Source organism: Nostoc sp. TCL26-01, from assembly GCF_013393945.1.
In the GTDB taxonomy this organism is placed as follows: domain Bacteria; phylum Cyanobacteriota; class Cyanobacteriia; order Cyanobacteriales; family Nostocaceae; genus Trichormus.
Genome location: NZ_CP040300.1, coordinates 72,630 through 85,982, shown reverse-complemented (window position 1 = coordinate 85,982; position 13,353 = coordinate 72,630). Strand labels below are relative to the sequence as shown.

Below are 13,353 nucleotides of genomic sequence, written 5' to 3'. Positions count from 1 at the left end.
AATTAACGAGGCGAGTAGCAAAATGCAAACTTTAAAAGCTATCTACGAAAATGGTGTATTTCGCCCTCTCGAAAAACCGGAATTGACTGAAGGACAATCTGTCCAACTAATAGTTGACACTACTAATCCTCTTACTCCTCAAGAAATGCTACAACTAGCATCTGAGGTATATGAGGGATTATCAGAAACGGATGTTGACGAAATTGAAGAAATTGCCTTAAAGCGAGACTATTTTTTTACCAATAGAAATGAAGCATGAATCAAGAGCAAGTTCTTTTAGATACTGATACGCTGTCAGCAATTATGCGTCAACATCCGGTTGTCATTCCTAAAGCTCAAGCATATTTAGCTCAACACAGCAGCTTTACATTTTCTATTATTACTCGTTACGAAATTCTGCGAGGATTGAAAGCTAAAGGGGCTAACAAACAACTTCAAGCGTTTGAACATTTTTGTGCCAACAATATTATTACTCCTTTGACTGACGAGATAATCGTCCAAGCATCTGATATTTATGCGGAACTTAGAAAAAAAGGAATTACCATTGGGGATGCTGATATTTTAATCGCTGCTTCAGCAATGGTGAATCGCATAGCTGTTATTACTAATAATCAATCCCATTTTTGTCATATTTCTGGACTGACTATATATAACTGGTTAGTTTAACTAATGGTTTTACTTACAGATTATACTTGGGCGACTAAGTACGACTCTGACACATTGAGTCTAATTAAAGAGTTTTATGAACCTGCGCTGAATTGTGCAGTACGCTATGACCGTTCTACAGGCTTTTTTTCGGCGCGTATCTTGACCTTAGCCGCAATAGGAATTGAGGGTTTAATCCGTAATAACGGAACCATGCGGTTAGTCATTGGCTGCACTCTAGGCGAACAAGAGGTAGAAGCGATCGCACGAGGTGAAAAACTCAGGGAAGTAGTAGATCGTTCTCTATCTAATTTTCCCTTAATCCCAGAGAATATTGAAGAAGCAGACGCATTAGAACTTCTGTCTTGGATGGTTGCACAGGGTTATTTAGAGGTTAAACTTGCCTTACCCTGTTCTCCTGATCGTCAGCCGATACCCGTACAAGGTATTTTTCACGAAAAAGCCGGAATTATTGAAGACAAAGCTGGCAATAGACTAGCATTTAATGGCAGTGTCAATGAAACAGCCAAAGGCTGGGCAGGAAATTGGGAGAGTTTTCATGTCTTTACAGATGGGGGTGGAACAAAACTCCATTTAGATGAAGAGGAACGAGGCTTTGCTAAACTCTGGACAAACCAAGCTAAACGCTGTTTAGTCATTGATGTTCCTACTGCGGTAAAAGAACAACTCCTCAGTTATCTTCCACCTAATGATCAAAAACCAAAGCGATTAGAAGGAATTCCTGAGTCAGAAGTCATTAGTCAGCCTTCTAGTGCTGATTTGAGCGATAAATCGCTCACTACAAACCCTGATAGCAATGAAACAGTTTTTGTTGAAAAGAATCAGCCTCTGGATCTGCAAGAACAATTTAAACAGCTTTGGCGCTTGATCCAGTACGGCCCTGCAATCCCCGAAAAAGGCGATCGCGTTGGCGAAGCTACCTGTGCAATTACGCCTTATCCTCACCAAATCAAGGCTTTTCAACGCCTTTATCAAAACTGGCCTCCCAAACTCCTCATTGCTGACGAAGTTGGTTTAGGTAAAACGATTCAAGCTGGATTATTGATTCGTCAGGCTTGGTTAGCAGGTAAAGCTAAACGAATTCTTATCCTTGCACCCAAAGCGGTTCTGACTCAATGGCAAATTGAACTCAGAGAAAAATTCAACCTGAATGTTCCTATTTATGATGGTAAAACTCTAACTTGGTATGATTGCCCAGCTTTGAGGGTGTTAGGTAAACCCATTATTAAACCTGTCAGCCGTCAGGAATGGCACAAAGAACCGATTGTCATTACCTCCAGCCACTTAATGCGAAGAGCAGATCGCGCCAAAGAATTAATTAATGAAACCGAACCTTACGACTTAATATTTCTCGATGAAGCACATCATGCCCGCCGCCAGGGTGTCAGTGGTACTCAACCTAAAGGGCCTAATCAATTATTGCGATTAATACAGCAGTTAAAACATAGAACTCAAGGTTTAGTTTTATTAACTGCAACTCCCATGCAAGTTAGTCCTATAGAAGTTTGGGATTTACTGAATTTACTAGGGCTACCTCAACAGTGGGATCTAGGAAACTTCCGCCATTTCTTTGATTATGCCAGTACACTTAACCCTAGCCACGATCAATTTGAATTTATGGCACGGTTGTTTCGTGCTGTTGAAGCGCAGTTTGGCGAAACAGCCCTGGAAGCTGCCCAAAAATTTGTTCCAGGTGGTAGTAAATTAGCCACCAAAAAAGTATTGCAAGCCCTCAGAGATGAAGCCACCCTACCCAGAAAACAATTCAACAGCGACAAAAGACGAGTTGCGATCGCCATCATGCGAAGTAATACCCCTGTTAATCGCCTCATTTCGCGCCATACCCGTGAATTATTGCGTCGCTATTACGAAGCCGGAAAAATTAGTAGTCGTATTGCTAATCGTATTGTTGAAGACGGATTTGTTACTTTAACTGCTGATGAAAGAAAAGCCTATGAAGCAGTTGAAGATTATATTTCTACTACGTATAATAATGCTTCTCAATCTGATAAAAATGCTGTCGGATTTGTGATGACTATCTATCGTCGTCGTCTGTCTAGTAGTTTCGCGGCTTTAGAACATACACTAAATCAGCGAATTAATACTCTGAAAACTGGTAACACTTCTCAAGTCGAATCTAATGAAGAAAACCTTTCTGATGATGAAAATTCAGACGAGACAATGGATACTGAAGAAGCTAATCAGTTAGAAATTGTAGCCTTAAAAGCAGAAGAAGTAAGCGATTTAGAATTTTTGTTAAGACAAGTTAAGAAACTACCAATTGACACTAAAGCTCAGGTTTTACGCCAGAAAGTGCAAAAGCTTAGGCAAGAAAATTACCAGCAAATAATTATATTTACTCAATATACTGACACTATGGATTTTCTGCGTCAGTATTTAATTGAAACAGAACAATATAAAGTTATTTGCTTTTCAGGGCGTGGAGGAGAATTAACTGTAAGTAATGGCAATTGGCGAGTTATTTCTAGAGATGACACTAAGCGAATCTTTCGAGAAAGTAAAGCTGATATCCTACTCTGTACAGATGCAGCAGCCGAAGGCTTAAACTTTCAATTTTGTGGAGCATTAATTAACTATGATATGCCCTGGAATCCTATGAGAGTTGAACAGAGAATTGGTAGGATTGACCGCTTAGGGCAAGTTTTTGAAAATATTAAAATTATTAATTTACACTATGAAAATACTGTAGAAACAGATGTTTATGTGGCTTTAAGAGAACGAATTGGCTTATTCTCTCAGTATGTGGGTAAGTTACAGCCTATTTTAGCCACCTTACCTAGAAGTATTACCAATGCTGCTTTATCTAGCCGCACTCAAAAAGAGGAACAACGAGCAGCCCTGGTTAATGAATTGGATAGCAGCATTCGTCAAGCTCAAGCAGATAGTTTTGATTTGGACGTAATTACCGAAGCTGATTTAGAAGAACTTCCACGTCCAGAACCACTATATGATTTGAAAACTTTAGACCAAATACTACAAAGTCCTTCTTTATTACCTCCTGGGATTGATGTTCAACTCATGCAGGATGGCGAATACAAATTTTCCATGCCGGGAATGAAGGAAACTTTGCGAGTTACTACTAAGCCTGATTACTTTGACGAACACCCAGATAGTACAGAATTATGGTCGCCTGGGAGTCCTTTATTTCCCATTGTTGATGGTATTGAGTAGAAACCATAGAGATTGCGACTTTTGGCCTTCGTAACTATAAACTTACAGAGTAAGTTTAAAACTTTCAAATTTCCAGAGGGACACTGCGTAGCTCTTCTTCTCTATCACTTAAAGCTAATTAGCTTGAGTTAGCTAGGTGTCTGCCGAGATAACGGCAAGAGCGTGATCACTATTGCGCGTGAGCGTATCTCAGCGATCACTGTAAAAGTCGCCAATTGTATTGTGAGAGTTGCTGGAGTAACTAATTTTTCAGGTTTCATCACGCAAGTTTTTCAAGTTTCTAACCAGTTATCTAATTTTAAATTGGGAATATTTATAAAATCTTTGATATTGTTAGTAACAAGAATATCGTCACGAGAACGAGCTACAGCAGCGAGCAAAGCATCAAATTCTCCAGTTGGTTTCCCTATTTTTCTAAGTTCGCTTTGAATCTTGCCAAATTCGATAGCTGCATCTAAATCAAATGGTTCTACTGGTAAGAATTCTGTGAACTGTGCTAAGATTTCTAAATTTTTTGCTATCTGTTGAGAACAATAAACGCCTTTATATAGTTCTGACACTACAATGATGGAGAGATAGCATTGGCTGAAAAAGCGATTAAATTTAGTAACAGCTTGGGGATTTTCATTCAGCAATGCAATGCAAATATTGGTATCTAGTAGATACATTAGTCCTTGTCTTGGTTATCAATTGAATTTATGGTTCTGCCTTGATAAGCATGGCGTTGTTGGTCAATTTCTGTAAAAATTTCTGTTAATTCAGGTTGGCTCTTCCAAGATCCAAATAATTGATTAAGTTTCGCTAGTCTTTCTGCTTCTGTTAATGGTTGTTGTGGTTCTGTAATTTGACTTTCAATAAATCCTAAGTCTACTATGATTTCTGTTCCATCTGGAATATTATGAATTTGTTCTAATATTTCAATATTTTGACCACGTTTTATGCCTCTAACTTTCATATTGAATTTTCTCCTGTAATTATTAGTTAACTGATAATAGTTAGTAAAGAAAGTCATAATGTAGCTTTGTTTAAGATTCAATAATTAATTTAGAAACTTTATCCGATAATTTTTGCTGACAAGCATCAAACCATTCTTGAATCAATTTATCTTTACCATCTGGAACTTCATAAAATCTGAAAGACATACCACTACTTCTAGATATTCTGACAACTCCTGACAGGTCAAATGTTTCCTGATGGATTTTAGCGGATATTTCTAATGGTATAGATACAGATTCGAGTTCTTTTTTAGATGGATGTGCTGATGTAATTCCTCTGCTTTCTGCTGTTTTTTTCGCCAGTTCTAAATCTTTGAACGCCTCAGCTTGTCCTGTAGATTTTAGTTTCACACTAAAATCATATTGATTCATTTGTTATTTCCTCCATTAATTAATCATAACAATTGATAACTAATAACCAACCGTCAACCAGGATTTGTTTTTAAATATACTAACCGAAATTGCTAGTTAAGTGAAAAGGGACAAGGAAATAGTTTGAGTTGTTCTTCAGCACACAGTAAACTAGCTAAAGACGAGTCTTGCTTTTGCGTAGGTATTTTAATGGCTATAGAACGGGAATCGGTAAATTTTAAACTTCCCAAGTCTTTAGTTGAATCACTCAGAGCTGAAGCCAAAAAACGCAACACCTCAGCAACAGAGTTGGTAGTCCAGGGTCTGCATCATATACTAGGGGAGACGGAAGTTGTTGAAAATGGTATAGAAGATGTTCTACACCAGATAATTAACCGACTCACTGCACTGGAAGCAAATCAGGTAAACAATACTTCGAGTATAGAAAGCTGTATAGACGATCGCTTACAGCAAATAGAAACTGTTTTAGGGCAACTCACCCAGAGTATAGAACAAGGTATAGAATCAACATCCACGCCGCAACAAGCACAACAACTGAATAAATTAGAAGAAAAGCTAGAAACTGTTGCCAATAACCTTGCTAAACTCAACAACGCACTTGGACAGCTTCGACAACAGGGAAATACAGGTAGAAGGCAATTTTCATCATCGCATCAGTTTCATGGTCAATCAGTAGAAATTCAGTCCTTGGCTGGGGAAAATCTAGCTCGAAGATTGGGTGTTGATGAATTAAGTCTCTCCAGAGAGCGAGAAAACAATACTCCATCCGAATTTGAGTCATGGAGCCGCCATAGAGACCCCGCTTCCCGTGGTTGGCGTTTTGGGGACGATGGATTATATTATCCGGTAAAGTGAAGCTCACGCTCAGGCAATGGCAAGAACTTACACCAGCCATGTGTATATATAAAGATGTTATGGAAATTCTTGATTAACTATTTTATGTCTCTTCAAGTTTACGGCATTCCCAACTGCGGCACTTGCAAAAAAGCTTTTAACTGGTTGCAAAACCACAACATTGACTATGAATTTATTAACACCAAAGAAACTCCGCCTACCCGTGACCAGATTCAAAACTGGGTGAAATCTTTGGGTTCTGCTCCCATGCGGAACACTTCTGGCCAATCCTACCGCGCTTTGGGTGAAGAAAAGAAGACTTGGACTGACGAACAATGGATTGACGCATTCGCTAACGACGCAATGCTGCTCAAACGTCCGCTTTTCGTCAAATATGGAATAGCCGTGCTGGTAGGCTTCAAAGATGAAACAGTCATTCGAGAAAAATTAGGACTTTAATCTCCAAATTACTACCCCCATTACATCCCAACTAGATCGTCATAGCCTAATTTCCCTACCCATTTATCGTGATCATACTTGGGGCGCGATTACACGTTCTGGCTCTAATGTGTAATGAGACTATTAGGCGTAATGAAATTAATAACCTTTAAATTATTAGTTTTCCCTTTATTTTTCAGTACTGATACCATCGCAAAGATGCTTCTCGCTATCCTTGAATTTAGCGGTGGAGTTCTGCACATAAGCACTTACCCAATTACAACCGCGCACAAGTAGACTATCAAAATTTAAATTCCACAAAATCACCGTTTTGTCATCGCTGCCAGAAGCCAAAGTTTTGGCATCAGCGCTGAAACTGACACTATTAACTCTAGCGGTATGTCCAGTGAGAGTGCGAATTTCTTTTCCCGTGGCGACATCCCAGAGTTTAATGGTCTTGTCATCGCTGCCAGAAACCAAGGTTTTGCCATCAGTGCTGAAACTGACACTATTAACTCTAGCGGTATGTCCAGTGAGAGTGCGAATTTCTTTTCCCGTGGTGACATCCCAGAGTTTAATGGTCTTGTCATTGCTGCCAGAAACCAAGGTTTTGCCATCAGTGCTGAAACTGACACTATTAACTGTACTTTTATGCCCAGTGAGAGTGCGGATTTTCTTTAGCGTAGCGACATCCCAAAGTTGGATTGCTGGAGAACTGGGAGAGGCCAAAGTTTTGCTATCAGGGCTGAAACTGAAACTGAAGGTAAGAAATTGTTCATCTTTAAGGCTACGAATTTCTTTGCCTGTGGCGATATCCCAAAGTTTGATAGTCTCATCATAACTGTTAGAAACCAAGGTTTTACCATCAGGGCTGAAACTGACGCTAATGACTGCATTACTATGCCCAGTCATGGTGTGGATGACTTTGCCTGTACTGGCATCCCAAAGTTTAATAATTCCATCAGAGCCGCCAGAAACCAAAGTTTTGCTATCAGAAGCAAAATTGACATTGACTACACTATTGCTCTTAGTGATAGGACGGTTTTCTTTGCCAGTGGCTACATTCCAGGGTTTGAAAGTGCGAATTTCTTTTTCTGTAGTTATATCCCAAAGTTTTATTGTGTTGTCATCGCTGCGAGAAGTCAACGTTTTACCATCAGGGTTGAAACTGACGCTACGGATTGTAGCGCTATGCCCGTTGAGAGTACGGATTTCTTTTCTCTTGGTGATATTCCAAAGTTTGATCGTGTTGTCATTGCTGCCAGAAGCCAGGGTTGTACCATTAGGACTGAAACTGACGCTATTGATCGAACCATTATGTCTAGTTAGTGTGTGGATTTTTTTACCCGTGGTGACATCCCAAAGTGTGATAGTGTTGTCATTGCTACCAAAAGCCAAGGTTGTGCCATCCGGGCTGAAATTTATAGTATTAAATTTAGCATTAGCTCCAGTAATAATATGTGTTTCTTTTCCCGTAGCGATATCTCGAAGTTTAATAGTATTGTCAGTAGCCGTAAAAGCTAATGTTTTGCCATCAGGACTAAAACTAATAATAGTATCAAAATCAATATTAACAGCAGCAAAAGTACGGATTTCTTTACCCGTGGCTACATTCCGGATTTTGATAGTCTTGTTTCTTCTAGAAGCCAAAGTTTTGCCATCGAGGCTAAAAGATATACCAGTATCGAGATCGGCATTAGCTCCAGTGAAAGTGCGGATTTCTTTTCCTGAAGCGACATCCAAAATCTTGATAGTATCGTCACTAAAGCCAAAAGCCAACGTTTTACCATCAGCACTAAAACTGACGCTGATCGGAGATTCCTCGTATCCAAAAGTGTTATTTCCTACACTAAGTGTACGAATTTCCCGTACCATAGCCATATCCCAGAGTTTGATACCTTTAGAAGTGACAGCAGCTAAGGTTTTACCATTAGGGCTAAAACGGATGTAATAGACTCTATTATTAGGCTCGTTAAGGGTAAGAATTTCCTTGCCTGTAGTGACATCCCATAATTTAATAGTGTCATTGCTGCAAGAAGCTAAGATTTTGCCATCTGGGCTAAAATAGACACTATTGACTGAATCATTATGCCCCTCTAAGAGATTGCGCTCTTTTACATCGGAAACAGTTTGCCATAAAGTAGTCACCAACTGCATTGAGGGTTTAGCTTTTAGATGTTGCAATAATATTCCTGCTTGTAAACTTTCTATCAGCGCCTCAAACTCTTTACCCTGGCTCAAGAGTATCTCAGCAGAACGAATCAAAACATCGCTCTTAGCTATTTCTGATTGCCGCCATTGCCATCCTGCAAAGCCAGCCAAGAAGAGTGCAAACGCAGAAAAACTAGTAAGTCCGATAATAGTTCTGCGCCGTTGGCGATCGCGCAATCCCACGCTGGCATCAATAAACTGGGAACCTGCCTCACTAAATCCCCCCAGAACTTGGTTAAACGTTGGGTCTTTTCTAAGCTCTAAAACTTGCTCTAACCTTGATCCACTCCAAAGTTCATCCTCCTTTTTCTTTGATTGCCAACGTACTACATCATCATTGAGACGATTACGGAGTACTATTGCTTGACGATTTTCCTTAATCCAAGTATTCAGTGTTTCCCAAGAAGTAAGCAAGATTTCATGGGCGATTTCTACTGTAGATTCTTGAGCTTGTGGCTGGCGATCGCTGACTAAAAGATTTTCATTAATAAACTTCACCAGTACACTTTGCTCAAGTTGATCGCTAAACTCAAAACGATTTGCCCGTCTACGAACAGGCTTCCATTCTGTAATAGATTCAGAATTTCCACCAATGCCTACCAGTTTGAGGAAGATTCTCTGAGTTGCTAATTTTTCTGGTTCTAGCAATGCGCTGTAGATTTGATCTACGTGTTTCTGTAGCGCACCTCTAACTCCACCCAATTCCCGGTAGGTACTAATATTCAAAGTGCGGTCATTGATGCTGCCAGTTTGTACTTCTGTTTCCCACAGCAGATTTAGGGTGTATTGCAATAAAGGTAAATACCCTGCTTGTCCTTGGATATCCTTAATGATTTCTTCTACTAGCCCAGTCTCAAATACTACACCATATTGAGCAGCAGGTTGCTCAATTGCCAATCGCAACTCATCTATTTGCATTTCTGCAATTAGCGGACGATGCCTATCCGTAGCTTTTACTAGTTGGGGATAAGGGCTTAACCTATCAAGAAAATCAGCCCGCATCGTCATCATAATTTTGACGGAATGCTCCTTGGTTTTACTCAATTGCACTAAGCTGGCGATAAAATTATCGCGCTTGTCAGCAAGGCTTGTAGTAAATAATTCTTCAAACTGGTCGATAAGAATGAACCAATGCTCATTAGGCTGCTTTAGGCTTTTCACTACCTCAGTTAGAGTGTCAGGTTGAGCATTACGGGCAATTTGGGCTTCGGCTTGCTTGTATTTACTAAGTAAACTCGCATAAAAAGATTCAAACGGATCAATATCTGGAGTCAACGTCAGATTGACCAAATGCGACCCCCATTTTTGTGAAAGCCAAGGAATCAACCCAGCACGCACTACTGATGATTTACCACTACCGGAAGCCCCTAATAGCAAAATTAAGTTAGTTTGTTCCAGTTCATTTACTAAACCTGTCAGAAATTGGTCACGTCCGAAAAACAAGTCTTTGTCTGCTGACTCGAATTTCTTTAACCCTTTATAGGGAGAAGTTTGTATAAATTGACGGGTTTTAATCTCCGCAACAGAGATTTGTAGAATCTGAGTTTGATTAAAGGTGACAACGTTACTGTCACCAATTGAAACATTACTAATATTTTGTTGACTACTAGGGAATTCTTGGTTCATATCCCTGCCCATACCTTAGCGACAAGAGGAGCTAGTTTCAACACTGGTTCAGCTAATTCTGCTACTCCCGTTAAACCTTTTTTCAGTGCTTCGATAGACTGTTCCACTAAACTTTTGTCTGGCTGAGGCTTTTTCAATTCCCCTTCAATTGTCTGTAACGGGACTTCTAAAGTTTTCTTTTCAATAGCGTTTAAGGCATTACTTGTCGTAATATCTTGTTTCAATTTTGAGAGAAAAGTTAGAGCTTCCTGTGCATTAGTATTCTGAAGCGTAGCCTGAGTCCTGCTTTGATTTAAACTGCTTCCTCGATCTGCCTGTTGTTGATTAAATGCAATATCAGAATTACCGCTACCAATGTTGATACCCCCAATATTTTGAGAATGGGACTCCGCAGTTTTAGCAGGAGTAGTTATAGTATCTAAAACACTAGGTAGAGACTGTTGCAGTTCTAATTTTTCTTCGGCTGTGAAGCTTTTAATAATGTCTAAAACTTCGCTAACGCTGTATTTTGGCATACATAGTATACTTAACTCGTATCATAATCTACCAAAATTTAAATCCAAATCGAAGTATTTTGGTTGTTTCCCTGGATTTAGCCACAAAAATCCACAATTTGTTTATAAAATTTCACATTTAAGGATAGTTGCATTTCTTAAAGCAGTAGAAAATTCAGTTTTGGAAAATCTAGCCAATTCCACAATTGGGCTACAACGTGTAATCAAGGTTGAAAATGTTTGCTTTCACGCCCCATCGTTTAATTGGTGCAGCACCAGCTAAAGAAGCGATTGAGCTTTAGTTAGCCAGAGAACAAACTACTGAAACAAGATAGGTATTTTAAAAATCAGTCATTCTTAAAAAGTTTTTGCAACATCAACCAGATTTACAGGGTAAGATTGTGCATGACGTATTAGAGCGCACATCTGCGGCTCAAAGTATAGTTGCTAAACAAGTGGAGGTTAGGGCAGAGTTATAGTTCTAATTTGTCTTAGAAACCCAATCCCCATGAACAGGATATTAAGCGGGGGAGGTCACGCGATTCGGAGACGCAAGAGCAAACCCCCGGAAGAGAGGAATGATGCAAAGCAATTCAGAAGCATCCCTTACAGGAGTTGTATTTACTTCGAGTGAGGCTACGAAGCAGAAGCGGCTGGTCGTACTCGTGCCAGGGTTTATGGGTCGGTGTTCTCTCTGGGGGCTACTACGAGAGCGGCTTGAGCAAGAGATAAAATTTAGACCTCATGAAGCTCAATGGCTGCTTTTCGACCACAAAATAAAGTGGTGGAGCATTGGTAGTATTGATGATTTAGCGATTCAACTGCACAGCCAGATTGTTGCGGAATGGATCAGATCGGGTGGGTTCAACGATGTGGTTCTCGTTGGACACAGCATGGGTGGACTCATCGTGCGGCAAGCGTATCTGCTGGCTGCTGGTGCTGTAGCAGGGGAAAATGCGTCTGAATGGGGGCAATATGTAAGTCGGATAGTTCTTTTAGCATCACTCAATCGTGGTGTTGAATTGAGGCGAGTACCTTGGATTTGGCCGCTCGCGTGGATCAACCGTATCTTCCCGTTTTTGCCACATCTACTGTTGGAAGATACCCAACGAGGCTCTAACTTCTTGACTAACTTGAGGATCAACTGGATTCGGCACTTCGGGGCGCTAACTGAGGCACATCGGAGGGGCGAACTTTGGACAGACAACTGCCCGAAGCGTCCACCACTGGTTGTACAGATCCTGGGTTCAAGAGACGGTATCGTCCGCAGGGAGGATAGCAAGGATGTATTGGCCTTCCCAAGAAGTCACTATCTTCAAGTCCCAGATGCCGACCATAGGAGATTGTATCGGCTCGAATTTGCAGCAGATCCGGAACTGCGATACGCCGTCCTGAGACAGGGTTTTATTGGTGAGTTTCCGGATGAGCCTGTAGGCGCTCTAGAGACAGAGCATAATGATGCTTCAATTAAGAGGGTTGTCTTCCTACTGCACGGAATACGCGCTTCCAATGTCGATGACTGGATTAAGGGAATAGAGCGGCGTATCAGTACACGGGATCTCTACACAATCGTTAAGCAACCGACTTATGGCTACTTCTCCGCAGCAAGATTTGTGCTGCCTAGTGTCCGTAGGAAGAATATCGTGGTGTTCCAGGATTGGTACACTGAGGCACTAGCTGAGTATCCGACCGCAGAGTTCGACATCATGGCCCACAGCAATGGAACATATATCTTAGGTCAAAGTTTGCTCACTACACCTGGTATGCGATTCAATAACGTAGCCCTAGTCGGCAGCGTTTTGCCGACTAGTTTTCCTTGGAAAGAATTAATGGAAAGAGGTCAGGTAAACCAGGTACGCAATGATCGGGCAAACCGCGATTGGCCCGTAGCCCTGCTGTGCAACGCCCTGCGTGGGCTACGTATGGAAGACGTAGGGACGGGTGGGTTCGCTGGATTTGAAGGCAACGCGACACACGAGGTCGCATATTACTTTGGGGGTCACGGTGAGGCGCTGAAGCCCGACTATCAAGATATCCTTGTAGACTTCGTTTTTAATGGAACTGTGCAGGAACCTGCCACGCTGAGTTCATCACCTGGTTACTTCCGCCAGTTTTCAAACGCGATGCCTTATGTAGCCAGGCTTGTGGTCTTGACGGTAGGGGTTGGCGTTGGTTGGTTGATCTTTCAAGGTTGCTTAGTTCAGGTGTTCTGGTCAGTACTTGCAATCATTATTACCTATGTCATCTTGGACATTATCTGAAGCGACTTGCACAGAACAGAGATCATGGCTTCCAGAGGTAGCCCATAACCCGAAGCATTCCTTCTTGCGGTTATCCAATTCACGCTCCAAACCCGCACCCCCCCAGCAGTTATGTTTAGATGAGCATAGATGTCTTTTTATTAAAGATGGATTCTATTACCCAGTTAAATGATATCAACTGATGCGATGGACTTCACCCTGCTCTCTTGAACGATCGCCTATGTCGAAGTCTAGCCCATCGCCAGAAAAATTGTACGTCTCTGT

At 41.0% G+C, this 13,353-nt stretch carries 11 protein-coding genes; 6 read left to right on the top strand and 5 right to left on the bottom strand.

Annotated elements, in window-relative coordinates:
* Window positions 1-22 precede the first annotated feature (22 nt).
* From FD725_RS31185 to FD725_RS31175, 3 genes are read left to right on the top strand one after another with little or no spacing between them, the layout of a single operon-like run.
* On the top strand, window positions 23-259 hold the full coding sequence (locus FD725_RS31185) for an antitoxin family protein (protein WP_179052054.1): 237 nt from the start codon (window positions 23-25) through the stop codon (window positions 257-259).
* Window positions 256-666, top strand: a complete 411-nt coding sequence (locus FD725_RS31180; RefSeq protein WP_179052053.1) for a type II toxin-antitoxin system VapC family toxin — start codon at window positions 256-258, stop codon at window positions 664-666. Before FD725_RS31185 ends, FD725_RS31180 begins: the two co-directional genes overlap by 4 nt.
* A gap of 3 nt (window positions 667-669) precedes the next feature.
* Window positions 670-3,858, top strand: coding sequence for a DEAD/DEAH box helicase (locus tag FD725_RS31175; RefSeq protein ID WP_179052052.1), 3,189 nt, complete (start codon window positions 670-672; stop codon window positions 3,856-3,858).
* Window positions 3,859-4,130: 272 nt separating this feature from the next.
* Here the strand turns inward: FD725_RS31175 and FD725_RS31170 are convergent, their stop codons facing one another.
* The 3 genes from FD725_RS31170 to FD725_RS31160 all read right to left on the bottom strand — a co-directional run bounded on the left by FD725_RS31170 (window position 4,131) and on the right by FD725_RS31160 (window position 5,225).
* Window positions 4,131-4,526, bottom strand: coding sequence for a type II toxin-antitoxin system VapC family toxin (locus FD725_RS31170; RefSeq protein WP_179052051.1), 396 nt, complete (start codon window positions 4,524-4,526; stop codon window positions 4,131-4,133).
* A complete protein-coding gene (locus FD725_RS31165) occupies window positions 4,526-4,813 on the bottom strand; it encodes a hypothetical protein (RefSeq protein WP_179052050.1) in 288 nt (95 codons plus the stop codon). Before FD725_RS31165 ends, FD725_RS31170 begins: the two co-directional genes overlap by 1 nt.
* Window positions 4,814-4,883: 70 nt before the next feature.
* Window positions 4,884-5,225, bottom strand: a complete 342-nt coding sequence (locus FD725_RS31160) for a hypothetical protein (protein ID WP_179052049.1) — start codon at window positions 5,223-5,225, stop codon at window positions 4,884-4,886.
* A gap of 189 nt (window positions 5,226-5,414) precedes the next feature.
* Between FD725_RS31160 and FD725_RS31155 the strand changes: the two genes are divergently transcribed.
* Both FD725_RS31155 and FD725_RS31150 read left to right on the top strand, forming a co-directional pair.
* On the top strand, window positions 5,415-6,080 hold the full coding sequence (locus tag FD725_RS31155; RefSeq protein WP_179052048.1) for a hypothetical protein: 666 nt from the start codon (window positions 5,415-5,417) through the stop codon (window positions 6,078-6,080).
* An 84-nt stretch (window positions 6,081-6,164) separates the two neighbouring features.
* Window positions 6,165-6,518: a Spx/MgsR family RNA polymerase-binding regulatory protein gene (locus FD725_RS31150; RefSeq protein WP_179052047.1), complete on the top strand. Its 354-nt coding sequence runs from the start codon at window positions 6,165-6,167 to the stop codon at window positions 6,516-6,518.
* 168 nt (window positions 6,519-6,686) lie between these two features.
* On the opposite strand, the gene FD725_RS31145 is transcribed toward FD725_RS31150, so the two are convergent.
* Both FD725_RS31145 and FD725_RS31140 read right to left on the bottom strand, forming a co-directional pair.
* On the bottom strand, window positions 6,687-10,334 hold the full coding sequence (locus FD725_RS31145) for a WD40 repeat domain-containing protein (RefSeq protein WP_179052046.1): 3,648 nt from the start codon (window positions 10,332-10,334) through the stop codon (window positions 6,687-6,689).
* Window positions 10,331-10,849, bottom strand: a complete 519-nt coding sequence (locus tag FD725_RS31140) for a hypothetical protein (protein ID WP_179052045.1) — start codon at window positions 10,847-10,849, stop codon at window positions 10,331-10,333. The genes FD725_RS31145 and FD725_RS31140 overlap by 4 nt, the downstream gene beginning before the upstream one ends.
* Before the next feature lie 557 nt (window positions 10,850-11,406).
* Between FD725_RS31140 and FD725_RS31135 the strand changes: the two genes are divergently transcribed.
* Complete coding sequence (locus FD725_RS31135) at window positions 11,407-13,089, top strand: alpha/beta fold hydrolase (protein WP_179052044.1); 1,683 nt, start codon at window positions 11,407-11,409, stop codon at window positions 13,087-13,089.
* Window positions 13,090-13,353 lie beyond the last annotated feature (264 nt).